Source organism: Campylobacter sp. 2457A (assembly GCF_020135895.1).
GTDB classification, from domain to species: Bacteria; Campylobacterota; Campylobacteria; order Campylobacterales; family Campylobacteraceae; genus Campylobacter_D; species Campylobacter_D taeniopygiae.
The window spans coordinates 1-26,197 of the sequence record NZ_JACHTO010000019.1 but is presented as its reverse complement, the minus strand read 5'-3'; the positions used below and the strand labels follow the sequence as shown (position 1 = coordinate 26,197).

Annotated in this window: 29 protein-coding genes and 1 pseudogene; 15 read left to right on the top strand and 15 right to left on the bottom strand. The window is 29.3% G+C overall.

All coding sequences use genetic code 11. The annotated features are described in order from the left end of the window. The 3 genes and pseudogenes from H2280_RS06660 to moaC all read right to left on the bottom strand — a co-directional run. Positions 1 to 680, bottom strand: a pseudogene (locus H2280_RS06660) (hypothetical protein); the annotation flags it as partial. Positions 681 to 688: 8 nt separating this feature from the next. Next, entirely contained in the window at positions 689 to 952 is a 264-nt protein-coding gene (locus H2280_RS06655) for an HP0495 family protein (protein WP_137624132.1), read from the bottom strand. Next, entirely contained in the window at positions 930 to 1,403 is a 474-nt protein-coding gene (gene moaC, locus H2280_RS06650) for a cyclic pyranopterin monophosphate synthase MoaC (protein WP_137624133.1), read from the bottom strand. The genes H2280_RS06655 and moaC overlap by 23 nt, the downstream gene beginning before the upstream one ends. Positions 1,404 to 1,495: 92 nt before the next feature. Between moaC and H2280_RS06645 the strand changes: the two genes are divergently transcribed. Continuing rightward, positions 1,496 to 1,645 carry a highly acidic protein gene (locus H2280_RS06645; protein WP_442862190.1) on the top strand — a complete coding sequence of 50 codons (150 nt, stop codon included), beginning with the start codon at positions 1,496 to 1,498 and terminating at the stop codon, positions 1,643 to 1,645. Between the two features lie 11 nt (positions 1,646 to 1,656). Here H2280_RS06645 and cheQ read toward each other — a convergent pair whose 3' ends face one another. Together cheQ and H2280_RS06635 are read right to left on the bottom strand one after the other, a co-directional pair. Beyond that, positions 1,657 to 2,133 (bottom strand): cheVAW transcriptional regulator CheQ, encoded by a 477-nt coding sequence (gene cheQ, locus H2280_RS06640; RefSeq protein WP_337216023.1) that lies wholly within the window; start codon positions 2,131 to 2,133, stop codon positions 1,657 to 1,659. Positions 2,134 to 2,157: 24 nt separating this feature from the next. Beyond that, entirely contained in the window at positions 2,158 to 3,024 is an 867-nt protein-coding gene (locus tag H2280_RS06635; RefSeq protein WP_337195969.1) for an HDOD domain-containing protein, read from the bottom strand. 192 nt (positions 3,025 to 3,216) lie between these two features. On the opposite strand from H2280_RS06635, the gene H2280_RS06630 reads away from it, so the two are divergent. Beyond that, a complete protein-coding gene (locus H2280_RS06630) occupies positions 3,217 to 5,214 on the top strand; it encodes a methyl-accepting chemotaxis protein (protein WP_337216022.1) in 1,998 nt (665 codons plus the stop codon). 20 nt (positions 5,215 to 5,234) lie between these two features. On the opposite strand, the gene rplT is transcribed toward H2280_RS06630, so the two are convergent. Further along, the gene (gene rplT / locus H2280_RS06625) at positions 5,235 to 5,588 is read right to left on the bottom strand and encodes a 50S ribosomal protein L20 (RefSeq protein WP_137624138.1); all 354 of its coding nucleotides are present in this window, start codon (positions 5,586 to 5,588) and stop codon (positions 5,235 to 5,237) included. Positions 5,589 to 5,681: 93 nt separating this feature from the next. Continuing rightward, positions 5,682 to 5,873 carry a 50S ribosomal protein L35 gene (gene rpmI, locus H2280_RS06620; RefSeq protein ID WP_002777995.1) on the bottom strand — a complete coding sequence of 64 codons (192 nt, stop codon included), beginning with the start codon at positions 5,871 to 5,873 and terminating at the stop codon, positions 5,682 to 5,684. A 158-nt stretch (positions 5,874 to 6,031) separates the two neighbouring features. Here rpmI and H2280_RS06615 point away from each other — a divergent pair, with 158 nt between their 5' ends. From H2280_RS06615 to H2280_RS06600, 4 genes are all read left to right on the top strand, one after another. Then, on the top strand, positions 6,032 to 7,195 hold the full coding sequence (locus tag H2280_RS06615; protein WP_137624139.1) for a hypothetical protein: 1,164 nt from the start codon (positions 6,032 to 6,034) through the stop codon (positions 7,193 to 7,195). 102 nt (positions 7,196 to 7,297) lie between these two features. After that, the gene (locus tag H2280_RS06610; protein ID WP_137624140.1) at positions 7,298 to 7,699 is read left to right on the top strand and encodes a hemerythrin domain-containing protein; all 402 of its coding nucleotides are present in this window, start codon (positions 7,298 to 7,300) and stop codon (positions 7,697 to 7,699) included. A 145-nt stretch (positions 7,700 to 7,844) separates the two neighbouring features. After that, entirely contained in the window at positions 7,845 to 9,026 is a 1,182-nt protein-coding gene (locus H2280_RS06605; RefSeq protein ID WP_337216021.1) for a NifS family cysteine desulfurase, read from the top strand. A gap of 11 nt (positions 9,027 to 9,037) precedes the next feature. After that, complete coding sequence (locus H2280_RS06600; protein ID WP_337216020.1) at positions 9,038 to 10,009, top strand: iron-sulfur cluster assembly scaffold protein; 972 nt, start codon at positions 9,038 to 9,040, stop codon at positions 10,007 to 10,009. A gap of 12 nt (positions 10,010 to 10,021) precedes the next feature. On the opposite strand, the gene H2280_RS06595 is transcribed toward H2280_RS06600, so the two are convergent. Both H2280_RS06595 and H2280_RS06590 read right to left on the bottom strand, forming a co-directional pair. Then, positions 10,022 to 11,893, bottom strand: coding sequence for a mechanosensitive ion channel family protein (locus H2280_RS06595; protein ID WP_337216019.1), 1,872 nt, complete (start codon positions 11,891 to 11,893; stop codon positions 10,022 to 10,024). A gap of 3 nt (positions 11,894 to 11,896) precedes the next feature. Beyond that, positions 11,897 to 12,526 (bottom strand): carbonic anhydrase, encoded by a 630-nt coding sequence (locus tag H2280_RS06590; RefSeq protein ID WP_137624143.1) that lies wholly within the window; start codon positions 12,524 to 12,526, stop codon positions 11,897 to 11,899. Positions 12,527 to 12,684: 158 nt separating this feature from the next. Here H2280_RS06590 and H2280_RS06585 point away from each other — a divergent pair, with 158 nt between their 5' ends. The 8 genes from H2280_RS06585 (at position 12,685) to H2280_RS06550 (ending at position 18,523) form a co-directional block, all read left to right on the top strand. Then, positions 12,685 to 13,377 (top strand): Bax inhibitor-1/YccA family protein, encoded by a 693-nt coding sequence (locus H2280_RS06585; RefSeq protein WP_137624144.1) that lies wholly within the window; start codon positions 12,685 to 12,687, stop codon positions 13,375 to 13,377. Between the two features lie 105 nt (positions 13,378 to 13,482). Next, positions 13,483 to 13,836 carry a preprotein translocase subunit SecG gene (gene secG, locus H2280_RS06580; protein WP_337216018.1) on the top strand — a complete coding sequence of 118 codons (354 nt, stop codon included), beginning with the start codon at positions 13,483 to 13,485 and terminating at the stop codon, positions 13,834 to 13,836. 10 nt (positions 13,837 to 13,846) lie between these two features. Continuing rightward, entirely contained in the window at positions 13,847 to 14,404 is a 558-nt protein-coding gene (gene frr, locus H2280_RS06575) for a ribosome recycling factor (RefSeq protein WP_337216017.1), read from the top strand. Positions 14,405 to 14,406: 2 nt separating this feature from the next. Beyond that, complete coding sequence (gene pyrE, locus H2280_RS06570; RefSeq protein WP_337216016.1) at positions 14,407 to 15,015, top strand: orotate phosphoribosyltransferase; 609 nt, start codon at positions 14,407 to 14,409, stop codon at positions 15,013 to 15,015. After that, the gene (locus H2280_RS06565) at positions 15,015 to 15,440 is read left to right on the top strand and encodes an RDD family protein (RefSeq protein ID WP_137624148.1); all 426 of its coding nucleotides are present in this window, start codon (positions 15,015 to 15,017) and stop codon (positions 15,438 to 15,440) included. The genes pyrE and H2280_RS06565 overlap by 1 nt, the downstream gene beginning before the upstream one ends. Next, complete coding sequence (locus tag H2280_RS06560) at positions 15,433 to 16,455, top strand: ribonucleotide-diphosphate reductase subunit beta (protein ID WP_137624149.1); 1,023 nt, start codon at positions 15,433 to 15,435, stop codon at positions 16,453 to 16,455. The genes H2280_RS06565 and H2280_RS06560 overlap by 8 nt, the downstream gene beginning before the upstream one ends. Before the next feature lie 14 nt (positions 16,456 to 16,469). After that, the gene (locus H2280_RS06555; protein ID WP_337216015.1) at positions 16,470 to 17,846 is read left to right on the top strand and encodes a nicotinate phosphoribosyltransferase; all 1,377 of its coding nucleotides are present in this window, start codon (positions 16,470 to 16,472) and stop codon (positions 17,844 to 17,846) included. Positions 17,847 to 17,893: 47 nt separating this feature from the next. After that, entirely contained in the window at positions 17,894 to 18,523 is a 630-nt protein-coding gene (locus tag H2280_RS06550) for a protein-L-isoaspartate(D-aspartate) O-methyltransferase (RefSeq protein WP_337195977.1), read from the top strand. Position 18,524: 1 nt separating this feature from the next. On the opposite strand, the gene H2280_RS06545 is transcribed toward H2280_RS06550, so the two are convergent. The 6 genes from H2280_RS06545 to H2280_RS06520 form a co-directional block, all read right to left on the bottom strand. Further along, positions 18,525 to 19,613, bottom strand: a complete 1,089-nt coding sequence (locus H2280_RS06545) for a DNA adenine methylase (protein ID WP_337216014.1) — start codon at positions 19,611 to 19,613, stop codon at positions 18,525 to 18,527. 9 nt (positions 19,614 to 19,622) lie between these two features. Continuing rightward, positions 19,623 to 20,348, bottom strand: coding sequence for an EcoRI family type II restriction endonuclease (locus tag H2280_RS06540; RefSeq protein ID WP_337216013.1), 726 nt, complete (start codon positions 20,346 to 20,348; stop codon positions 19,623 to 19,625). A gap of 10 nt (positions 20,349 to 20,358) precedes the next feature. Then, positions 20,359 to 20,877 carry a translation initiation factor IF-3 gene (gene infC, locus H2280_RS06535; RefSeq protein WP_337216012.1) on the bottom strand — a complete coding sequence of 173 codons (519 nt, stop codon included), beginning with the start codon at positions 20,875 to 20,877 and terminating at the stop codon, positions 20,359 to 20,361. Then, on the bottom strand, positions 20,874 to 22,685 hold the full coding sequence (gene thrS / locus H2280_RS06530; protein ID WP_337216011.1) for a threonine--tRNA ligase: 1,812 nt from the start codon (positions 22,683 to 22,685) through the stop codon (positions 20,874 to 20,876). The genes infC and thrS overlap by 4 nt, the downstream gene beginning before the upstream one ends. A gap of 126 nt (positions 22,686 to 22,811) precedes the next feature. Further along, a complete protein-coding gene (locus tag H2280_RS06525) occupies positions 22,812 to 23,609 on the bottom strand; it encodes an undecaprenyl-diphosphate phosphatase (protein ID WP_337216010.1) in 798 nt (265 codons plus the stop codon). A gap of 14 nt (positions 23,610 to 23,623) precedes the next feature. Beyond that, positions 23,624 to 25,612 carry an OPT family oligopeptide transporter gene (locus H2280_RS06520; RefSeq protein WP_337216009.1) on the bottom strand — a complete coding sequence of 663 codons (1,989 nt, stop codon included), beginning with the start codon at positions 25,610 to 25,612 and terminating at the stop codon, positions 23,624 to 23,626. Between the two features lie 237 nt (positions 25,613 to 25,849). Here H2280_RS06520 and H2280_RS06515 point away from each other — a divergent pair, with 237 nt between their 5' ends. Further along, positions 25,850 to 26,194 carry a hypothetical protein gene (locus tag H2280_RS06515; RefSeq protein ID WP_137624157.1) on the top strand — a complete coding sequence of 115 codons (345 nt, stop codon included), beginning with the start codon at positions 25,850 to 25,852 and terminating at the stop codon, positions 26,192 to 26,194. Positions 26,195 to 26,197: the final 3 nt, after the last annotated feature.

The window sequence follows — 26,197 nt, the reverse complement described above, 5'->3', positions numbered from 1 at the left end:
GTGCCTTTGATCGCACCTAAACAAAGATCTTTAGCATAAGCCATCGATTCATTAGCAATTTCAAAAGCTGTATTTAAAATAATGCTTGAAATTTTTAAGATACGTTCTTTCTCAAAATGCGCTTCACAAATGGCATTATAAACAAGATTTTTAGCAATTTCTTTGCTTGTAAGTTCTATATCTTCAGCTTTTTCTAAGGTGGTTAAAAATGCACTTTCAGCTGTTTCTTTTAAGATCCCAAGCATTTCTATATCAAATAAGATCGCATCATTTAAGCTGCTACAAATTTGATTGTCAAGATGTTCTTGTAAGATATTTTCAAATTCAAAAAAATGATTGCTGATTTGATTTTTTATGGAATTTTTTTGATTTTCAATTTGCTTGTTTAAAATTTCAATCTCATTCATATAATCATAAAGAGTATTTTGAGCGTCTTGAATACTAGCTTTTACTAAAGCTTTAATGATTTTTGTAACATTTTCATCATCAAATAAATCAAGCTTTTTTAAAATATTTAAAAATTCAACCAAAAGAGAATTGAGAATTTTTTGAGTATAATGAGCATTATGCGTGATTTGCTTGTAAGCAAGGTTAAAACTTAGCTCTTCTAGCAAATCTTTGGCTTCTTTTTTGCTAAGATTTGATAGAGAATTTTCAAAAATGATTAAAGTATTTTTCATAAATTTCCTTAAATAACAAATTTTGCTTCAGACTTAAGCTTCTCAAAAATGTCAAGACGATCTTGTTTGCTATCAACATAGACGCTTAATAAAAAGCTTTGATACTTTCCGCTAGAACTTGCATTAGAATGCTTGTATTTAAATTCTCTTTGACCTAGCAATTTTTCAAAAACTTCACCCGCATGTACATGGGTATCAAAAATAACTTTATAATCCCAAAATGTTGGATAGTTAATAATAGGTTCTTTATTAAGATCGCATAAATTGACCACTTTTGCCTCCTTCTTTATTTTCAAGAACAATTTCACCTATTTTCATAGTTTTATCAATAGCCTTTACCATATCATAAATGGTTAAAAGTCCTATGCTTACTGCTGTTAAAGCTTCCATCTCAACTCCAGTTTTACCTTCACATTTAACCGTAACGATAAGTTTAAAAGCAAATTCTTTTTCAAATTCAATCACATCAGTTTCAATTTTAGAAAGCATTAAAGGATGGCACATAGGAATTAATTCACTTGTTTTTTTTGCTCCCATAATAGCTGCGATGATTGCGGTTTGTAAAACGGGCCCTTTTTTAGCTGTATTATTTTTAATGCTTTCAAAGGCTTCTTGAGACATATTTATTATCCCACTTGCTTTAGCAAGTCTTTGAGTGATATTTTTTGAGCTTACATCTACCATTTTTGGACGATTTTTATCATCTAAATGAGTTAAATTCATAAATAAACCTTTTAAAAAATTCAAAAAATTATATCAAAAGCAAACAAATTTAAGTTAAAATAATTTTATAATTTTAATTTTAGGAGAAAATCATGGAAAACGAAGAAGAAAATTTAGATTATGATGTTTATGAAGAAGATGAAGAATATACACACGCTAATCATCGATCTTATAATTACGATGATGATGATTATGTTTATGATGATGAATCAGATGATGATGAATTTTATGAAATGGATTAAAATTCATCCTCTTAATAATATCCAACACACATACTATCAGTAATTTTTATACGTTTTTCAAAAGGGGCTGGACTAAAAAAACGGCATTTTTCTATATAGATATGCTGATGATAATCAAGCCCTAAAAAATCATAAAATTTTTTCAAATTGACAAATTTAACCCCTTGTACTTCTTTAAGTTCCAAAAGTTTATAAATAGAAGAATCATTCTTTTTTACTAAATGCGAAGGAGCAAGAGTTGTGAAAGAACAAAAAGCACTAGCTAAGACAAAGCCATTTAAATTTGTACATAGTTTTAATTTATCTTGATATTTTTTAAGGATGGAATTTTTATGTAAAAAAACAACACGTGTTCCTTGATATCTACCTATTTCTACATTTTTCCAAAATTTATAAGCATTTTTAGAAATGCCGACTAGGCGATGAAATTCGGCATTTAAAACATAATGGTCTAGAAATTCATTAGGAGGTAAAATAATACTTTTCATTAATTAAAAATAAAAAAGTAAAATTTATTTTTTTTCTTTTTCTATTTCTTCTCTAATTTGTTTTGGAAGCTTTGAAATAAAATTATCTAAATTAAATTTTACACCTTGAGTTTTAGCTTCTTCGATTAAAGCAATAGATGCTTTTACATTAAAAACAGAAAAACTTCTATGTGGCATAAATAAATGATCAAGTACTGCTAAAGCATAAGCTGACTTTTTAACTTCATTGCGTGCTGCATGAGGGGATCTTATGAAACAAATTGTCTCTGTTAATATATCATCAAAATTCCAGCGATAAAGTAAAAAGCCCAAAAAAGAAATGTGATCAACTCCCAAAAATTCATTTTCTACTAAAGAAAGATCTCTAAAATCTATTTTTTTTAAATGTTCTAAAAATTCAGCATCTTTATTGTTTTGAATCAAAAAATTAGAAAAAATAACAATACCAAGTCTTAATATCAAAGCACAAGGAACTAAAAAGTGAGATAGTTTTTTATCTTCATCATTAAGCCAATCTGTAATAAAAGCAGTTTCTTCGCTGCATTTATTTATAAAATCTTTTGTATTTAAGCCATAGGGTGAAACATCGATTTTAAAATTTTCTCTAATAGAATCTGCCATGATTGTATTGATAATATTTCCTATACCAAGTAACGATACAACTTGATTTAAGGAGGTAATTTCTCTTGAAAAGCCATAAAAAGGAGAATTAGCTAAACGCAAAAGTTTAGTGGTCATTAAAGGATCACTTGAAATAATATCAGCAACTTTATTAATTTCTAAATTATTTCTTGATTCTTCAATATATTTTCTTAATTTGCTGATGGTGTCAGGCAAAGAAGGCAAAACTTCAACACTTTGTAATAAAATTTCATTCATATCTGATGCCATAGATTTTCCTTGACTAAACTAAATTACAAAATTTTTCATCAAGAATATATTATAGCTAAATTTTAATTTACTTAGTATATAAATTTTTATAATTTTTATCATTAATAAAATTTTACTACAATTAAATAAGTTAAAAATCATCATTATAAATTTCAAATTTTTAAGAATAATAAAAATATAGAGGTTGGTTTAATGTTTCGCAACTTTTTTAAAAAAAATGAAAAAAAATCAGTTAAAGTAAAACCTTTAGAAACTCTTTATTTTTTAGAGGATGAAATTGAGAATGTTTTAAGTCATTTAAAATTTGAAACCAAGTTAGCCATAGGCTTTGCTTCCTATCAGCTCGATTTAAAAAATATAGCAACAAAGATAAAAAATTATTTGCCTCAAGAATGCGAATTGATTTTGATTTCCGCCTCTGATTTGCTATGCAACATCGATCAAAATAAACAAATTGTTGATAATCCTTATTTGCATAATGTTCAAGGTATTGCTTTGATTCTTTTTGGCAATGAAATGATAGAGAATTTATATATCCATAAAATCAATCTTTTTGATAACATAGAGGATCGTCAAGATAGAAGAGTTTATATAGAAAAGGAAATTGCATCAATGCATGTACCTTTTAAGGCACATTGTAGCAATACTTTGCATTATCTAATTCACAACGGGGTGAGTGGAAGTGAAAGCATGGTGATAGAAATGCTTTATAAATACGCTCAATATCCTTGTCCTCTTTTAGGGGCTGGTGCAAGTGGAGATTTGGATAATCTTCAGGGAACTTGTATTGTTTATAATTATGAAATGTTAGAGCATCATGCGATCAGTATGCATATTCAATTTAAGCCAAAATATCGTTTTGATTTTATGAAATCTCAAAATTTTTCTGAAACTCATGATAAAAACACAACATTTACGGTTTTAAATACCGATCCTAAGAATAGACTGGTGTATGAATTTTTAGATACAAAAACTTTTCAGTCTATAAATGCAATTGAAGCTTTGTGCAAACATTTTTCTTGTGATTTTGAAGGTTTAAAGCTTAAAGCTTCAGATTATACCTTAGGTATTAAAATTAGCAATGATTATTTTATTTCTCCTATGAAAATTGTTTCTGATAAAGTTTTGCTTAGCTATGGTGAAATAACTAATGGTCAAGAAATTGTTTTATTAAAAAGAACTGATTTTATTAAAGATCTCGAAAAAGATTATGAAAAATTTATCCAAAATAAACCCGATATAAAACCTATGGCAGCGATTTTTAATGATTGTATTTTAAGGAGATTTCAAAATAGTAAATTTATAAAAGATATCAAATTAAACCAATTTCCTATTGTAGGTTTTTCTTGTTTTGGAGAAGTTTATGGGGTAGGAATTTTTAAAAGCTTAGTGGCGATTTTTTTCTATGAAGTGGATGAAAAAACCGAATTTAATCCAGTTTATATGCAAACCTTTGTAAATAAATATAGCGACTTTAAATATTATTACCTCAGCCTTAAGGTGCAAAAACTTGAAATTATCAATAAGGTAAATAAACTTGTTTTAGATCGATTGAAAAATACTACTGTTAGCATAGATAATAATTCTAATATTTTTAAAGATACTTTCAAAGATTTTCAAAGCATTAAAGAAAGTCTTTTAACCATAGATGAGAATTTCATCAACTTTATCCATTATTTAGAATATAACTTGTATCAAAGCGAAGAAAAAATGAATTTGGAAAAAGAAATTCAATCTTCTTTTAAAAACATTGATCAGCTTAACAAAATGCTTAATCTTATTTCTGGTATTGTCGAGCAAACCAGTCTTTTATCTTTAAATGCAGGGATAGAAGCAGCAAGAGCTGGAAAATTAGGAAGAGGCTTTGCCGTTGTTGCAGATGAGGTAAGAAAGCTTTCTGATAATACTCAAGAAAGTTTGATAGAAATGGAAGCAGCCATAAAATTGGTAATCCAAACCATACAATCTATTGCTAAAAGCTCCAATTCTAGCACTCAAGAAATGAATTTCATCAGAGATAAATCAAATGAATTTTCAAAAACTATTTCTGATCTTATCAGTTTAGGAAAAGAAATTTCAGACAAGCTAGAACAAAAAAGTGATACAAGCGGTTACTTGGATGAAAATTTAAATGAATTAAAACTTTATGAAAATGTTCTGGTAAAATTAAACTTAGAGGGGGGGGGGTAATCCAAGAAAATAATCTTGGATTAAAGCGCTTTTTTGACAGCCTCTACAATTCTTGAAAATGCAGCAGCATCATTCATTGCTAAGTCTGCTAAAATTTTTCTATCAAGCTCAATGCCTGCCTTTTTAAGTCCATTAATAAATCTTGAATAGCTTAAATCATTTAATCTACAAGCAGCATTGATACGCACGATCCAAAGACGGCGAAAATCTCTTTTTTTACGACGTCTATCACGATAAGCATAGACGAGACTTCTTTCTAATTGTTCTTTTGCTTTTCTAAAATGTTTGCGACGTCCGCTATAAAAACCACGCGCTAATTTTAAAACTTTTTTGTGTCTGCGACGTCTTACAACACCTGTTTTTACTCTTGCCATTTTTATTTCCTTTCATAAAGTGGCGTCCAAATTTTGGAGCTTGCCCTTAACTTTCTTTGTTTAAGGGGAGTTTGAATGACTTCGGTCAAAAACTTAAATCCCTAACATCTTTTCTACAGCTTTTACATTTGTGCTATGAACGTATTTAGCTGTACGAAGATCACGCATTCTTTTAGCAGGTTTTTTAGTCAAAATATGGCTTCTAAATGCTGAACCTCTTTTGATTTTGTTTTTACCTACCTTAAAGCGTTTAACAGCGCTTTTAACGCTTTTCATCTTTGGCATACGCTTTCCTTTCGGATAAAATTTATTTTTCCAAAAAATTTAGAAAAGCTAAATGATAATAAATTTTTACTGATTTTTGACTGAATTTTTATCCTTTTATAAACTTGGCACACCTTTTGCTTGTAAAAAATTAGCAATATTTTTGGAAAGATTAAACAATGACAATAAATTCGGCAAATCCTTATCAAAATTTGGCTTTGTCTAATCCTTTAAATAACAATTCTGCTTTGAATTTGATCAAGGATAGAGAAATTTCAAATTTGAAAGAGGATCATCATTTAGAACAATTAAATTACATTTTTAACAATGTAAGCTATGCGAGTGAGTTTGGTTTTAGAACTAATGAAGAAGGCTTTTTTGATAAAGATCTAAATAAAATAGCCAATATTCCAGAATCTTATAATATTCATATTAAAAGTGTTAGGAATATAGCAAAAGAATTAACAAAACAGGATGAAAATTTTAACTATAATAAAATAGATCTACCTTATCTTTTAAATAGTTATTATAATTCTTTAAAAGCGATTAATAATGAATTTATGCAAGATGATAATGCTAATTTAAGTCGTAGCAATATTTCAAAGCTTTCAGCGGGTTTTTCTACAGAAAATGGAGAGTTTTTAGGTAAAATCACAAGAATTTATGATAACCAAGAAGAGCTAAATTCTGCACTAGATAAAAATACTCATCTTAATACTTTAATGCTTGATAATAAAGTTATAAGTTTTCATTTTGATAAAACTTTAAATAATACTTCTTCTAATGAAATTTTAAAACCTTATTTAACAAAAAATTCAGAAGTTTCAAAATCGGGGCTTTTGATGAATTTTATTTATCAAGATATTAAGACTCAAAATGAGAATGAATTTAATTTTTTTATGAAACCGGTTAATTTAGATATCAGCTCTCGCCAGAATTTGCAAAAACTTCTTGATGGAAAAATGGATATTGAAGATTATATTAAAAAAAATAATGAAGAAAAAATGAGTTTCGATTTGTATCTTTACGTCAATGGAGTCAATAAAAAAACCATTTCTAAAGATAAACTTTCTGTGTTTTTTCAACAATATATTAATTATCAAAAAGATATGGATTTGAAAGAATTTGCTAATTCAAGTTCAATTTTTCAAATTTATACTGATCAAATAAAAAATGATTTTAATGATTTAAAAGAAGAATATAAAAAACAAAGTCAGGATGTTTCTAGGATAGATAAAGCAAATACGATGCGTTCTAGTTCTATAGATCATTTTTTAGATCGTCGCCAAAAACAAGCGAATTTAAATAAAATACTTAATTCTTATATGTCTGTTATGATGTAATATAAGTAAAAAATAATGTGAATTTAAGTATTTAAAAATTATAATCTAAATTTTAAATAATAATTTAAAATTTAGAATTAACAGTAAATGAAAGTTTAAATTATGATTTCTAACCAAAAAATTATTTCTATGAATAACGATCTTTTAGATTCTCAACATCAAGATCTTTTTGAAATTTCTATCAAACTTTCTTTAATGAATCATCGACATATTAATTCTAAAGAATTAAAAGAAGTTTTAAAAGAATTACTTGTTATGCTGAATCGACATTTTTTAGATGAAGAAGCTTTTATGAGAGAAATTCATTATCCCTTCATGAAAGAGCATATGAAAATCCACCGTAATATTATTTTTGAAATTGAAGAAATAATAGTAAGCGAAGCAAGATCAATCCATATTTTAACCGAAAAATTGGATTATGTGGTAAAAGATTTCATCATAAATCATACTTCAAAAGAAGATTATAAAATAGTAAAATATTATGAAAAAAAATTTAAAATTTAATTTAATATTTTTTTATTTTTCTTAATTTATAATTTAATTTTAGTATTTAAACTAAAATTAATAAATTTCTGTTATTATCCATTTTAATTAACAAGATAAAAAATATCCTAAATTAAAAATGGATATAATTTTATAAGGATGAAAAGTGAAAGTTTATTTAGATAATAATGCAACAACAATGATTGACCCTAATGCTTATGAGCTTATGTTGCCATTTTTCAAAGATATGTATGGCAATCCAAATAGTCTTCATCAGTGGGGAAGCACAACCCATCCAGCTTTAAGAGAAGCTTTGGATAAGCTTTATGTGGGACTTGGAGCAAATGATTTAGATGATATAGTGATCACATCTTGTGCGACTGAAAGTATTAATTGGGTTTTAAAAGGTGTGTATTTTGATCATATTTTAAATAAAGAACGCAATGAAGTGATTATTTCTAGTGTGGAACATCCTGCAGTAAGCGCAGCAGCGTATTTTTTAAAAAGTCTTGGTGTTAAAGTTATGGAACTTCCAGTAAATGAAGAAGGCGCTTCAACTGTAGAAGATTTACGTAAAGTAATTTCTGATAAAACCGCACTCGTTAGCGTTATGTGGGCCAACAATGAAACCGGTATGATTTTTGATATTAAAGCCATGGCTGAACTCGCCCATGAATTTGGAGCACTTTTTCATACAGATGCAACACAAGCAGTGGGTAAAATCAAAGTTAATTTAAGCAATGCAGGCGTTGATTTTGCATCTTTTTCAGCCCATAAATTCCATGGACCAAAAGGCGTTGGAGGATTGTTTATCAAAAAAGGACTTAAACTTACTCCATTATTACATGGCGGAGAGCATATGGGTGGTAGAAGAAGTGGGACTTTAAATGTGCCTTACATAGTAGCTATGGGAGAAGCTTTGCGTATAGCTAATACTATGCTTGATTTTGAAGATTCTCATATACGTCGTTTAAGAGATAAGCTAGAAGATAAAATTTTAGCTTTACCTGATACAACGGTGGTTGGTAAAAGAGAACATAGAGTTCCAAATACTATTTTAGCAAGTATCAAAGGCGTTGAAGGCGAAGCTATGCTTTGGGATTTAAATAAAAATGGTATAGCGGCAAGTACAGGATCAGCCTGTGCCAGTGAAGCACTTGAGAGCAATCCTATTATGGAGGCAATTGGTGCAGAGCATGATTTAGCACATACGGCTTTAAGACTTTCTTTATCGAGATTTAACACAGAAGAAGAAATTGATTATGCTGCAGAACAAATAAAAAATGCAACGCAAAGATTAAGAAAAATTTCTTGCACTTACGCTTATAATCCAAATAATTATAAATAAAAGGATAAAAAATGGGAAAAAATAGTTTAATTGGAGGATCAATTTGGGATGAGTATTCCCAAAAAGTTCAAGATAGAATGAATAACCCTCAACATATGGGAGAATTTAGCGAAGAAGATGCTAAAAATCGCAATGCAAAGCTTATTGTGGCTGATTTTGGAGCAGAAAGTTGCGGGGATGCGGTAAGGCTTTTTTGGTTGGTTGATGAAAAAACAGATAAAATTATTGATGCCAAATTTAAAAGTTTTGGCTGTGGCACTGCTATAGCAAGTAGTGATACTATGGTGGATCTTTGCATAGGAAAAACTGTAGATGAAGCAGTAAAAATTACAAATTTGGATGTAGAATTTGCTATGCGTGACAATCCAGAAACTCCAGCAGTTCCACCTCAAAAAATGCATTGTTCGGTTATGGCTTATGATGTTATTAAACAAGCCGCGGCTCATTATAAAGGAATTAACCCTGAGGATTTTGAAGATCAAATTATAGTGTGTGAATGTGCTAGGGTAAGCCTTGGAACCATTAAGGATGTTATTAGACTTAATGATTTGCATACAGTTGAAGAAATCACTCAATACACTAAAGCGGGTGCCTTTTGCAAATCTTGTGTTAAACCAGGTGGGCATGAAAAAAGGGATTATTATCTTGTAGATATTTTAGCCGAAACAAGAGCTGAAATGGATAGAGAAAAGTTAAAAAATGCTACAAAAAATGACGTTGCTTTTGATGAAATGACTTTAGTAGGTCAGCTAAAAGCGGTAGAAAGCGTTTTAGATACTGAAATTCGCCCTATGCTTCATAATGATGGAGGCGATTTAGAGGTGATTGATATACAAAAGGCTGAAGGTGGTGCTATCGATGTTTATATTCGCTATTTAGGTGCCTGTAGTGGTTGTTCTAGCGGAAGTGGTGCTACTTTATACGCTATTGAAAATATTTTACAAGAAGAATTAAGCCCAAATATTCGCGTTATGCCGATATAAGAATAGCAAAAGCTATTCTTTTGGCTGTAAATCAAGCGGAGGTAAATTTTCTATATAAATACTGCGACTTGGGAAAGCAAAAGTCAAACCATTTTTTTCAATGATACGCATAAACTCAAGCATCAATTCTTGTCTAGCTTCTCTAAATTCTTTCGAATGAATTGATTTGGTATAAAAGTATAATTCTATATTGATGCTACTATCTGCAAATTCACTCAAAGCTACATAACAAGCATTTTTATAACCTTCAAGATCATTAATAGATACTAAATTTTGGCGATATTTAGTTGTGTGATCTCCGTATTTTAAAGCACTATCATCTTCATGAGCTACTAATGGACTTGAATTTAAAAGTTCTTTTAAATCTTTAATACAACTGTCTAATTTTTCAGGAGTGGCATCGTATCCTACACCAAGATACATTTTTATATGACGTCCCATACGACGTTTACTCCAGTTTTTAATATTAGCACCCATAATAGTTGAATTAGGTAGGAAAACCAAACAATTATCAAAAGTTCTTATAGTTGTTTTTCTAAGTCCTATTTCAACAACGGTTCCTTCTATGCCTGAAACTTCAACCCAATCTCCTTGATTAAAACTATTATCAAATAATAATAAAATCGATGCAAAGAAATTAGCGATAATATCTTTAGCCGCCAAAGCAACAGCCAAACCACCAATTCCCAAAGATGCAATGATGGCTGAAATGTTAAAACCAAGTTGAGCTAAAATATAGAGTAAAGCTATAATAATAATAACAAAATATAAAATTTTAATGACTAAATTAACCACTTCTTTTTTTTCGCTTTTCTTAGCCAATTTAGATACCAAAACCACGCCATAACCATCAAGAATTTTCAAAACAAGCCAAGCTATTAAAACAGCATAAATGATATTAAAAAGATTACTCAAACTTATACTTAAAGGTGCGGGATAAAACGCTATAGTAAGACAAAGAGAAAGTGCATAACAAATGAGTAAAATACCTACAGGCTTTTTGATATTTCCAATAAAAATAACTTTAATATCATCAGCTTCTTTTTTATTACGATAAATCAAACGCACAAGGAAAAAATAAACTATATTAGAAAAAAAGCGTCTTAAAGAAACAAAGAAAATTAAAACCAAAGCAGAAATAGTTATTTTCCCTACATTTAAAAAATCAATATTAACAAAAGCATTGATTTTATCAATCCAAATTTGAAGTCCTAAAAGAGAAAAAAGATAATTGCTTTCCAATAAATGAGCATTAGAACGCAAATATTTTAAAATTTCTATATAAGCATTAAAAGTATTATTGATCATTGCTTCTTTAGAGGCAATTTTTTCAAGCTCTTTTGGATCGGTAATTTTACTTTTATACTCATCTAAATCAATATTGATTAAATTTTGTAAATCCTCCATAGCTTTATCAACTGTAGATACTATACTTTCACTATCAGCTGCATTTTTAAAAAGTTTTTCTAATTCAAACAAAGATGAAAAGAAACTTTCAACCATATTAAAATAAACAAGATTTAAGCTTGTGTCAGTATAAACAAAAGGTTTGTTTAAACTTTTTTGTTGCAATTTTAGCAATTCTTGCTTTCTTTTTAAGAAATTTTCTATAGCTCTTTCGTCAATTTTTTGTTCGACTATCATATCAGGTATTTCAGATAATATTGTTCTTTTATCTCTTTCAAATTCTTTTAAAATACCACTATAAGAACTTGAATTTTCATCATTATTTTTTCTAAATTCTCTAATTTGATGCTCAATACCAATATATTTTTGAATCAAACCATAAACACCAGAATTTTGACTCGCATTAGTATCAATAAGCTGTAATTCATCGCCATAAAGATATAAAAGACTAAAAAAGATTAAAATTATTTTTTTCATTTATCATCTCCTATTTTGAATTAAAGTAAAGTTTTTTTCTTTAAAATTGTATTCATAAATTTCACCTGTTTCGATAATATAATACCAAGCATGAAGTTCTATTTTTCCTTGGTTTAGTGCCTCTTCAACTCCAGGATAGGTGAGAATATTTTGTAAAGAATTGACTAAATTTAATTTTTCTGTAAGCCAAGATCTCATAGCTGTATCATTTTTTGATATCGATTTTATATCTTGTTTGATAGGCTCAAGCAAAGTGAGCCATTTTTTTACATTTGGAATTTTACTCAATTCTTCATCAGAATAATAAAGTGCATTACATCCACCACAATTGCTATGTCCACACACAATAATATTTTTAATATGTAAAGAATTTAAAGCATATTCTATAGCAGAAGTGGTTGATAAAAAATCCTCCCCTATGCGATAAGGCGGAACGATATTTGCAATATTTCGGATCACAAAAAGCTCCCCTGGGCCTGTATTGGTTATTAAACTAGGGATAACTCTTGAATCAGAACATCCTATAAAAAGAGTGTGAGGATTTTGCTTATTTTTAAGACTTTCAAAAAGCTCTTTATGCTCTTTAAAATCTTGCTGCATAAATTTAATTGCACCGCTAATAAGATTTTCCATAAAATACTACCTAAAAATAAAATAAATATTTATAATTATAACAAAATCTACAACAATGTATTTTAAAATACTTAATATGAAATTTGTTTTAAAAAATAAATTGTTAAATAAATTTTGATATAATCTTATTTGTACAATTATATCAAAGGAGAATGATTATGAGTCTTTATGATAGAGACTATTCAAAATCGAGAGAATTTGAAAATACAAGAACGAGTGATCTTGGCATTTTTATCAAGCAAACATATCAGCTTTTTGCCGCATCGCTTTTGGCTGCTACAGTAGGTGCTTATGTGGGAATTTTCGCTTTAGCATCATTTTTTATTGAATCTTTGGTAACATTTTGGATTCTTTTTGCTATAGAACTAGGATTATTGTTTGCTTTGATGTATAAGAAAAAAGAAGCTCCATTAAATCTTATCTTACTTTTTGCCTTTACTTTTTGTTCAGGCTTAACACTTACGCCTTTACTTATTTCCGTTCTTGCTTTACCTGCAGGAGGAATTATCATAGCTCAAGCTTTTGCTTTAACTACTGTGGCATTTGCAGGTCTTAGTATTTTTGCTATGAATACTAAAAAAGATTTTACTGTAATGGGTAAAGCTTTATTTATAGTTCTTTTGGTTGTTATTGCAGCATCTTTACTTAACATTTTCTTACATAGTAGCGTATTTAGTTTGGTTATTTCATCAGTATCTGCAATATTATTTTCATTTTATATTCTTTATGATACTCAAAATATTATTCGCGGAAACTATGAAACTCCAATTGAAGGAGCTGTAGCACTTTATCTTGATTTTGTAAATTTATTCATTAATTTACTTAATATTCTAAGAAGTCTTAACAGATAATTTTTGCGTCGTAATGACGCAAAAATACAATAATTTCAAATCTTTTCAAGTTTTATTTCGCTAAAATATTTCAAGTTAAAATTATTTCAAAGATTAGGAAAATTTATGATTACTCTTTTAACTGTTCTACAATTTGTTATCGTTGTTATTATTTGTATAGCTGTTTTGTTACAAAAAAGTTCAAGCATAGGTCTTGGAGCTTATAGCGGAAGCAATGAAAGTCTTTTTGGCGCAAAAGGGCCTGCAAATTTTTTAGCTAAATTTACATTTATAATGGGTGTGTTTTTGATTGCTAATACCATAGGTTTAGGATATTTATACAATCACACAAACAAAGATTCTTTAGCTGAAAAAATTAAAGTAGAAACCAATACAAGCATTCCAAATGCTAATACAATCAATCCATCAAAAATTCCATCTATGCCGCAAAATTCATATGATACAAATGTAAGCAAATAAAAGGAAAAATATGATTAATGAAATTTTAGACAAACAAAAAAACCAAAACGATAAAAGCTTAGAAGCTTTAAAAAAAGATTTTACAACTTTAAGAACAGGCAAGGTTAATATTCATATATTAGATCATATACAAGTTGATTATTATGGTAGTTTAACGCCTTTAAATCAAGTCGCGACTGTTTTAGCTAGCGATGCCTCAACTATTAGCATCACTCCTTGGGAAAAACCTATGTTAAAAATCATAGAAAGTGCTATCGCTGCAGCAAATATCGGGGTTAATCCAAACAATGATGGGGAAAATGTTAAATTATTTTTCCCTCCAATGACTAGAGAACAAAGAGAAGAAAATGTTAAACAAGCTAAAGCTATGGGCGAAAAAGCAAAAGTTTCAATCAGAAACCATCGAAAAGATGCTAATGATAGTATTAAAAAACTAGAAAAAGATAAAGCAATTTCAGAAGATGAGGCAAAAAAAGCATATGATGAGGTGCAAAAAATTACAGATTCTTATTCTTCTAAAATTGATGAAAGCGTTAAAAATAAAGAAACAGAACTTTTAAAGGTTTAATAATGAATTTAGAAGAAATTTATAAAAACTGTCAAGCTTATTTAGAGGGTCATTTTTTATTAAGTTCTGGAAAACATTCTCGATTTTACCTTCAAAGTGCAAAAGTGCTAGAAAGTCCTGTCTTGGCTGAAAAATTATGTAAAGAATTGGCGAAAATAATTTTTGAAAATTCTATAGAATTTGACAGTGTTTGTTCTCCAGCTTTAGGAGGAATTTTAGCAGGATATGAGTTAGCTAGAGCCTGTGATAAACGTTTTATTTTCACTGAAAGAGTTAATAAAGAAATGACATTAAGACGAGGTTTTGAGGTTAAAAAAGGTGAAAAATTTATCGTTTGTGAGGATATTATTACTACAGGTGGTAGTGCTTTAGAAAGTGCAAAAATTATAGAAAGCCTCGGAGGAATTGTAGTGGGTTTTGCTGCTTTAGCAAATCGTGGGTTTTGTGCAGTAAAAAATTTAAACACTCAATCAAAAGATAACGCTAAACTTCCTAGCAATATCCCTCTTTTTACTCTAGGAAATTTTGATTTTGAAATTTATGATGAAGAAAAATGCCCACTTTGCAAACAAGGAAGCAAAGCTATTAAACCAGGGAGTCGCGGAAATTAATGAAAAAAACAAAAGCTAGAATAGCTTCGCGTTTTTTGCGATTCAAAGCTTTTGTTATTGATATTTTTCTTATTTATGTACCCATTTTATATTTAAGTTATTTTTGGTTAGGATCTAAGGATGCTTTTTTACATAGTGGTTTTGCTACCGCCTTATGTTCCTTTCTTTTTGGTTTAATTCAGGCTTTGTTTTTACAAAGAAAAGGGCAAAGTCCTGGTTTGAAAGCTTATGATCTTTATTTGGTAGATTTTAAAAGCGGAAAAAAAATTTCTTTTTTAAAAATTATACTTAGATACATTATATTTTTCATAAGTTTTGGTTTATTGGTGGGAATATTTTTTAGTTTTATTAGAAAAGATTCTCTTAATTTACATGATATATTAACTCAAAGTTGCATCATAGAAAGGTTAAATAATAATGCATAGAAAAAGAATTTACAATCCCAATTCAAATGAAACTCTTGGAGAAAGAAAAGTTTTTGATGGAAATCCTCACGGAATTCTTAATTTTACAAAGGCAAAATATACTTGGGCTTTGAAACTTTGGGATGTTATGGAAGCAAACACTTGGTTTCCTAAAGAAGTTGATACAACCAAAGACGCTCTTGATTATCGTTGTAATTTAACTTCTGGTGAGAAAAGAATGTATGATTTAGTTTGGTCTCAACTGATTTCTATGGATAGTTTTCAAACCAATAATTTAGCAGACAATATCAATCCTTATATTACCGCACCTGAAATTAATGCAGTTTTAGCAAGACAAGCTTATGAAGAAGCCAATCATTCAAAATCTTATGCGGTTATGGTAGAGGCAATTTGTGAAAACACAGATTTAATTTATGAAATGGAAAAGCACGACGCAACTCTAAGGGAAAAGAATGATTTTATTTCCAATATTTATGAAGAATTAGCTGGTGATGTAGATGATAATAAATTATTACTTGCTATGGTGGCAAATCAAATTTTAGAAGGAATTTATTTTTATAGTGGATTTACTGCAATTTACGCCCTTGCTAGAGCTGGTAAGATGTTGGGTTCAGCACAAATGATTCGCTTTATACAAAGAGATGAAATTACGCATTTACTTTTATTTCAAAATATGATCAATTCAACACGAAAAGAAAGACCGGATCTTTTCAATGAAGCTAATATTAATAAAATTTATGAAATGTTTCAAAAAGCAGGAGAATTAGAGATTAAATGGGGTAAATATATCACTCAAAATCAAATTATGGGATTTACAGACGATATTATTGAAGAATATATCCATTATTTAATTGATCAAAGACTAATAGCGATTAATCTTGAAAAAATGTACAATGCTAAGCATCCTATTAAATGGGTTGATGATTTTTCTAAATTTAATGATCAAAAAAGTAACTTTTTTGAAAGTAAGGTAACCAACTATTCAAAAGGTAGTATTAGTTTTGATGATTTTTAACATTTAGGTAATTTATGGAGAATTTTTCTAAAAAAAGATCTAATTTAACCTTGCTTTGTGATTTTTATGAACTCACTATGATGCAAGGTTATTTTTTAAATGGATTTGAAAATAAAATTTGCTATTTTGATGTATTTTTTAGAAAAACTCCCGATAATAATCCTTTTGCTATATTTGCTGGATTGTCTGAAATTTTAGATTTTGTTGCAAATTTGCGTTTTGATGTCGAAGATATCACATATTTACGATCCAAAAACATTTTTTGTGAAGAATTTTTAAATTATTTGCTTGATTTTAAATTTAATGGAGAAATTTATTCTTTACAAGAGGGTGAAATTGTATTTCCCAATGAACCTTTGATGATTATTAAGGCTAATCCCATAGAAGCGCAGTTTTTAGAAACTTTTTTATTGTTAAATATCAATCATCAAAGCCTTATTGCCACAAAAGCAAATCGCATAGTAAGAGCAGCTAAAAATCGTCCCGTGTTTGAATTTGGATCAAGAAGAGCACATGGAAATGATGCTGCGATTAAGGGGGCTAAAGCGGCTATTATAGGTGGATGTCTTGCAAGTTCTTGCACCCTAGCAGGAAAAAAATACGATATCACTGTAAGTGGAACAATGGCACATTCTTGGGTGCAAATGTTTGATGACGAATTTAAAGCTTTTTGTTGCTATGTAGAACTTTATCCTAAAAATCCTATTTTGCTTATAGATACTTATCATTATGAAAGCGGTTTAGAAAATGCGATAAAGGCTTTTAAAAAATACAATGTTAAAGAGTGTGGAGTTAGAATCGATTCTGGTAATTTAGCTTTTTTAAGTCAAAATATTCGTGATAAACTTGATCGTGAAAATTTAAAAGAGTGTAAAATCATTGTTTCAAATTCTTTAGATGAATATGAAATAGAAAAATTACAAAATTCGCCCATAGACGCTTTTGGGGTGGGAGAAAGGTTAATCACTGCTTCTAGTGATCCGATATTTGGCTGTGTTTATAAACTTGTGGCCATACAAGAACTAAACGCTATAAAACCTAAAATTAAAATCAGCGAAAACAGTTCAAAAACAACCTTGCCTCATTTTAAAAAGTTTTTTAGAGTTTATAATAAAAAAACGAAAAAAGCACTCTATGATGAAATTTATATTTATGATGAAAAATTAGATGAGTTAGATAGCGATTTAGAAAGAAAAGAAATGCTTCAATGTGTTTTTAAAAACAATCAAATTCAAATAAAAAATTTAAAAGCATCGCAAATTGCATTATATACAAAAAATCAAATCGACACTTTAGAAAAAAATATACTTGATGCTAATTCTCAATATTTAATTAAAATTTCTAATAAATTACAAACTTTAAAGACTAATTTAACTCATCAAACTGATTAGTTTTTTAGAATAATTTTGTTACAATTTTTCGTTATTTAGGAGAGAGAATGAATTTATTTGAGCAAAAAAGATGTAAAGCTATGGCTGAAGAAATTGCACAAAAAGTTTTTATCAATCATGAACTTTTTAATGCTTTTTGTCAAGTTCCCCGCGAAATTTTTTCTCCTTTAAAAGCACATGCTTATCGCTTGGATGCTTTACCTTTGGCCAATTCTCAATGGATTAGTTCACCCTTAACCGTTGCTAAAATGACTATGGCGCTTGATTTTAAAGATGCAGATAGTGTTTTAGAGGTTGGATGTGGTAGCGGTTATCAGGCTGCTATTTTAAGTCGTGTGATCCGAAGGGTTTTCACAATAGAACGCATAGAAAAGTTAGCAAAAAGCGCTTCAGAAACTTTTAGAACTTTAGGATTTAGCAATATTAACGTTCGTTTCGATGATGGGCAGCTTGGATGGCCAAATTACGCTCCTTATGATAGAATTTTGTTTTCTGCTTATGCGACATCTATTCCAGAAATTTTGCTCGATCAGCTTGCAGATGGTGGGATATTGGTCGCTCCTATTTTTCATAATGAAAAACAATATATTACTAAAATAACAAAAAATGGTCTGAAATTAAAAAAAGAAATTCTTGATGAATGCCTTTTTGTGCCTATACTTGATGGAAAAGAATAAATTATTTTATCAAAATATACAATTGCTCTTTTACATAAATAGCACGATTTTTTAAATTTCTACTTCCTCTAAAGGCATTATATTTTTGTTCAATAATATGGCATTTTCCTAGCTTTTCTAGACGCTTTGTGAAATTTTCTTTTTTTACAAAACCTTCGCAATTATAAGAGAGTAAAATAATTTTGGCCCTAAGTTTAGAAATAAGATCAAATAAAGCATTTTCAGCACTTTTAGCATTGTTATAAATGCTTCGATTCCAATTCTTAGGAATTCCGCTGACTTGGGAAATTTCAACCGGTTTTTGATAGTTTGCAATCAAATTAAGCATAAAATAATTTGATCCATAAGGATGTTGATTATAAGGTGGATCAAGATAAATCACATCTAGAAAATCCATTTCTTTAGCTAAATCATTAGCATCTTTTTGCTCTACAGAAAAAGGACAGTTAAAATTTGAAAAGATTGGAAGTTTTAAATCAATTTTACCCTTGATCCGTTTTAAGGCATTTTCTCCTTCGCCACCAAATTTGCCTATTCCGTTTTTATCTTTATAAAATCCTTTAAAAACGCCACTTGTATTAGAATGCACACTTGCTTCATACAAAAGCGGTGCGATAAAAAAATGCTTAAATTTATTTGGAATTTCTTGTTCAATTTTTTTTCTTAAAGTATCTAAGTATATAGCGTTTTCTATGGTATAAAAAACTCGATCATTTTTTTGAATTTGTTTTTCATCTTTTGGGGCATATAATTCACTAATAAAACCTTTTTCAAATTCAATATTTGATAAAAGTTTTTCATAAAATAAGGATAGGTCATTTTTTAATTCTTCGTTTTGATTACTAAGATAGCATTTGTTGATGATTTTGGAATAATTTTCTAAATCATTAGCGAGTATAAAATTCGAATGAGCTTTAGCAAAACGGCTTACTATACCTGAACCACTAAAGATATCACAAAAGCTAAATTTATCTTTTTTGAGTTCTTTTTTAGCAAATTTAAAACCTTGTCCTAAAAAATCTAATAAAGCTCTTTTATTACCAAGATAAGTGATGATTTGTTCTTTTAAAAAGGCAGGATTTTCTTTCATAATACTCTTTTAAAAAATATAATACCTTAAAGAAGTTTCAGCAATTTCTTTCATAATGGCAAACATTTCATCTACTTCCCATTTTTCTTCTCTAAAATACATACTCACTGGCGAAAAATAATTATGATCACTATTACCATCAGTTTTAAAAATATAAGTTTTATTAAGATAGTAAAATTCATTTAAAACGTTTAATTTGGCTAAAACTGTTTTTTCATTGCTTGCAAAATCACAACCCCAGCCAAAACAAACAAAAGGAGTGATTTTTTCATGATTTAGCATGGCTTTAATTCCTGTTAAATTTTTTCCTAACCTTTCAATAGCATTTCCTGTGGCTTGTTTATTTTTCCCTTCTTTTTTTCGTAAATCATTTGTACCCTGACGTTTAGCTTCAGTAATAAGTAGAATTTTTTTATACGAAGGATCATCTTCTTTTCTTAAGAAAAGAACTCCACCATCAGGTTTAATTTTATTATCAAAAAATGTAGTATCAAATTCAGCTCTAATTTTAGTTGATTTTATATTATTGATCATAAAAGAAATTTCTATATGTTTTTCTATTTCAAAATAATAATTTCCATCTATAAAATTAGAGATCCCTTCTTTTAAAAATCTTTGTTCTAAATATTCTTTTGTTTTATTCATGGCTAAATCAATATTTAAATCATCTAATTTTGAATATTTATTTTTAGGCTGATGTTGATTTACATTTTGTATTAAATTTTCTCTAGGCATTAAAAACCCATTAAGATTTTTTAGGTGTTACGAGCATATTAACATAACGACCTTCAAAATTAGGTTCTTTATCACGATTTGCTTCATTTTCTATCATAGTCCAAATTTTTTCAAGCAAGGCCATTCCTGCTTCAGGGGTAGCCATTTCTCGACCTTTTAAAAATACGCGAAATCTTACATGTTTGCCTTGAGATAAAAATTCAAGAGCGTGTTTAACTTTGTAATTGATATCATTTTGAGCGATTTTAATCGAAAGTTTAATTTCTTTTATATCGATAACTTTTTGTTTTTTCTTAGCTTCTTTTTGTTTCTTTTCTTGTTGATAACGGAATTTTCCATAATCCATAATTTTACATACAGGTGGTTTAGCATCTGGGGCTATCATAACCAAATCAAGCCCTAGTCTATTAGCTATTTCTAAACCTTCATCACTGCTAATAATGCCATAAACTTTGCCATCATCACCTATACATCTTATTTCATCCGCTCTTATTTCATCATTGAGCAATACTTCTTTTTCTTTACTCAAAAATATACCTCACTTGTTTTCTCCTTAATTAAAGCTATAAAATCATCCAAACTAAGATTTTTTTGTTCTTTAGCCCTTCTATCTCTTAAGGCAACGCTACGTTTTTCCAATTCTTCATCGCCTAAAACCAAAATCATTGGCAGTTTTTGTTTTTCTGCAATTCTGATTTTTTTATTTAAACTTTCATTTTTATCATATATTTCGCAATCAACTCCAAGTTTTAAAAGCATATCATTAATCTCTTGTGCGTAAGCGATATGATTATTTGAAATTGGTATGATGCCAACTGCTGTTGGAGCTATGGAAAATGGAAATTCTCCGGCGCAATGCTCTGTTAAAATTCCTATAAATCTTTCAAAAGAACCCAAAATAGCACGATGAAGCATAACAGGTTGTTTTTTTTCATTGTTGGTATCGGTGTATTCGAGTTTGAAACGATTTGGCAAATTAAAATCTACTTGTATGGTGCCACATTGCCATTTTCTTTTTAAAGCATCGGTAATTTTGATATCAATTTTTGGCCCATAAAAAGCTCCACCACCTTCATCAATACCATATTTTAAACCTTTTTCATCTAAGGCTTCTTTTAAAGCATTGGTTGCTGTTTCCCAAATTTCAAGGTCTCCTATAGCTTTTTGAGGTCTAGTAGAAATTTCCATCTCATAAGAGAAATTAAAAAATTTCATCAATCCATCAACAAAATTTAAAATTTCTGACACTTGATCTTTGATTTGATTTGGCATACAAAAAATATGTGCATCATCTTGAGTGAATTCACGCACCCTTAAAAGTCCGTGCAAAACTCCACTTTTTTCATGTCTATGCACAACACCGTATTCAAAAAATTTTAAAGGTAGATCACGATAACTTCTTACATCACTTTGATAAACTTTTATATGTCCAACGCAATTCATCGGCTTAATGCCGTATTCTTGCTCATCAATTTGTGTAAAATACATATTTTCTTTATAGTTGTCATAATGTCCGCTGATTTTCCATGCATCTGCTTTTAAAAGTTCAGGTCCTCTTACAGGTTCATATCCGCGAATTCGATGAGCTCTATAAAGCATTTGTTCTAGCTTACTTCTAAGTCTTGCACCATTACTTAACCAAATAGGCAAACCGCCGCCTATTTCATCATCAAAAGTGAAAAGTTTTAATTCTGTGCCTAATTTTCTATGATCTCTTTTTTTAGCTTCTTCAATGATTGTTAAGTATTCTTTTAAGCTTTCTTTATCGGCAAATGCAGTTCCATAGATACGTGTTAGCATTTCTCTTTTTTCATCACCGCCTAAATAAGCTCCAGCAACTCGAGTGAGTTTAAAGAAACGTAAAAATTTTGTATTTGGCACATGAGGGCCTCGGCATAAATCTTCAAAATCACCTTGAGTATAAATACTCACTTGCCCATCAGGAATGCGAAGCAAGACTTCTTGTTTTAAATCATCATTTTGGAATTTTTGCAAAGCTTCTTGTTTGCTTATTTCATATTTGCCAATTTCAATTTTAGATTCGGCAAGTTCTTTCATCTTTTTTTCGATTTTTACTAAATCTTCTTCATTGATTTTAGAATCAACGCGAAAATCATAATAAAAGCCATCTTCTATCACAGGGCCAACAAAAAATTTAGCTTCAGGATATAAAATTTTAATCGCTTGTGCCATTAAATGTGCGCAAGAATGGCGTATTACTTCTAAACTTTCTTTAGAATTATCAAAATAAATTTCTTTCAAGTTATTTTTAGATTGAACGCTTTGTAAATCGACTATTTTTTCAGTATCTAAAAATGCAATAATTTCTTTTTCCATATTAATTTTCACCTTTAAGCTCACTAACTCTGCGAGTTTTAATTTAAATTTATAATTTTATCTTTGTCTGCCTTAATTTTTTTTAAAAATTAGTTTTATTAAATGATTTTAAAATAATATCTGAATTTAAAATTGATCTCCTGGATTTAAAATTCCACTATAATATAGATAGAAAAACAAAATTCCTAAAATAATTCTATAAATTCCAAAAGGGATAAAATCAAATTTTGTTATAAATTTTAAAAAAAACTTTATAACAAAAACAGCAACTATAAAAGCTGTGATAAATCCTATTGATAAAGGGATTAAAGAATTGGCATCACTAAGCAAATTTGGTTCTTTATAAATTTTATACAAAGTCGCTATAATCATCGTTGGAACAGCTAATAAAAAGCTAAATTCTGCCGCACTTTTGCGATTTAAACCTAGCAATAATCCACCAATAATACTCGATCCGCTTCTTGAAGTTCCAGGGATAATCGCTAAAGCTTGAATAATCCCTATGCAAAATGCTTTTTTATAAGTTATTTCATCAAGTGAGTTAATCTTATAGATTTTATTTTTATGACATCTTTCGATAATGATAAATATTATCCCACCAATGATTAGCATGCTAACCACAATATAACCATTAAATAATTCTTTCAAATATTTTTCAGCAAAAAGTCCAATAAGACCGGTAGGAAAAAAACCAGCCGCTAATTTAAACCAAATATCAAATCCTTGGATCAAGCGTTTCCAAAAAACAAAAACAACAGCTAAAATGGATCCTAGTTGTATAATGATTAAAAAACTTCTCCAAAAATCATCCATTTTAAGCCCCAAAATCGTTCCACCTAAAATCATATGACCCGTTGAGGAGACAGGCAAAAATTCGGTTAATCCTTCAATAATCCCTAATATTAAAGCATAAAAATTTTCCATAAATAACCTAAAATCTATTTTTTGACAATTCTTTTAATAAAATACAATATCGCGGCTATAAAAAATATAAAGGCAAATAATGTACTATTATGAAAATTTTTGAAATTTAAAGCCAAAATATTTTCATCTCCACCCATGCTAACTGAAAAAACTGTAATAGCTGCAATAATCACACCAAAGATACTTTCTCCAACAATTAATCCCGAAGCAAATAAAATTCCATTTTGCTCACATGAAGCTATTTTTTCTTCTTTTTTGGAATTGTTTTCATATTTTCTTTTTAGATAATTCATCACGCAATATTTTAAAATTCCCCCGATAATCAATGGTATATTAACATCAGGTGGCAAGTATATACCAATCCCTACAGCTAAAGGCGGTAAAGACATTTTACCCATCTTTTTTAAAATTTTATCGATGATAACAATGATCACACCTACACCCACGCCAAAAAGAATGTAATTCCATTCTATATTGTGATTAAATATTCCTTTAGCAATTGTACTCATTAAATTAGCTTGTGGTGCATTTAAAGCTAAAGAAGCATCCATATTAGCTCTTGGCATTGCACCAACAAAGCCATAAGCTTGATAAAGCAAATTTAAAACAGGAACGATGGCTAAAGCACCAAAAACACAACCTACAAGTAAAGAAACTTGTTGTTTCCAAGGAGTTGCACCCACCAAATATCCTGTTTTTAAATCTTGCAAATTATCATTAGAAATTGCTGCAGTTGCTAAAATAACACTTGTAGTAAAAATAGCTAAAGCAATAGCAAAATTTGAAAGGATTGGATCTTTAAAAAGCTCTGTTCCTAAAAGTAAAAAGATAATCGAAGATGCAATAATCCCGATTAATCCTATACCTGAAATAGGGCTTGAAGATGATCCCACAAGACCAGCCATATATCCACAAGCTGCTGCTACAAAAAAGCCTATCAATACTGCGATTAAAGTCCCAGCTACCGCAAAAAGTAAGTGGTAAAATACATTTAAATGCGCATCGCTAACAAAATTATAAAATGTGATAAAAAGTCCTACAACCATCAATAAAAAAAGTATGAAAATATTTTTTATTGATAAATCCGTATTTCTTGAATCACTATTATTTGTATGTGGATTTTTAACATTGCGAATAATTTCTTTAATTCCATCAAATACAGGTTTTAAAAGTTCTATCAAAGTCCAAAGTGCAGCTATAGCAATGGCTCCAGTGCCTATAAGTCTAACTTTACTACTCCAAACTTCTGAAGCAAGTTCCGCTGCATTTTTAACCCCATCAAATTCAAAGCTTGAAAGATAAGGGGTAAAAACACCCCAAGCTAAAAACATCCCAACTAAAAGTGCTATAGCTCCTGCTAATCCAACAAGATAACCCGCACCTAAAAGCGCTAAAGAATAGCCCATGGAAAATCCAAAGGCCATTTTATTCCATATAAAAGCAAAGCTACTTTCACTTGCGATCAATTTAAAACCACTACTAAAAAGACTATAAGTAGCCGCAATAACTCCACCTAAAGCAATTTCTTTAACACCTTTTTTACCCTTTTTTATTTCTTGATCTCTATTGGCCATTTTTAAAATTTCAGCTGCTGCCCTACCTTCTGGATAAGTAAGTTTGCTTTCTACAACCATAGCTCTTCTTAAAGGTATGGTAAAAAGAACTCCCAAACCTCCACCGCATAAACAAATCATAAAAGTTTGCCAAAGAGGAAATTCACTCCAATACCCACATATAAAAAGTCCAGGAATAACAAAAATAACTGAAGAAAGAGTACCGGCTGCGGATGCTTGAGTTTGAACCATGTTATTTTCTAAAATATTTGAATTTTTAAACAAGCTTAAAACAGCCATGGAAATAACAACAGCAGGGATTGAGGATGAAAAAGTAAGTCCTACCTTAAGCCCTAAATATACATTTGAGGCTGTAAAGATAATGGTTAAAATACTTCCTAATAAAAGTCCTCTAAAGGTTAATTCAGGTAAAGAATGCTTTTTGTGCATAGTTTCTCCAATTTATTATATATAATAATTAAAAATGTTTTTTAGCATCGCGATAATAAAATTAAATAATTAAATTTCTATTTGTTTAAAGTTTGCGCAGATAAAAAACTATATTATAATTTTAGCATATTTTATATTTTAATAAAATTATTCTGTGTTTTTGGTTAAAACTTCACATTCACTTCACTTTATTTTTTTATCATTTCAAGAAATCAAACAAAAAAGGAGAAAATATTTATGAAAAAAATGTTCTTTTTGGCAGCTTGTTTGTCAAGTACTATTCTTTTAGCCGACAGTGTTAAGCTCGAAGGCACTATTGCTCAAGTTTATGATAACAATAAAACTTTGCTCATCGATTCTGTTTATGGCGGACAAATAGCGATTAAAGTTTTACCAAATACAGAAATTGAAATGGATGATTGTGGAATTTTTGGTACCGACAAAGAGGGAACCTTTAAGGATTTAAAACAAGGTGATTTTTTAGAAAGTAAAATTTTCTATGGTATGCCAATTTCTCCAAATGCTCCAGCTATTCCTGTGGCTAGAAAAATAGAAATTCAATGCTATAAAAAAGCCTATTAAAAA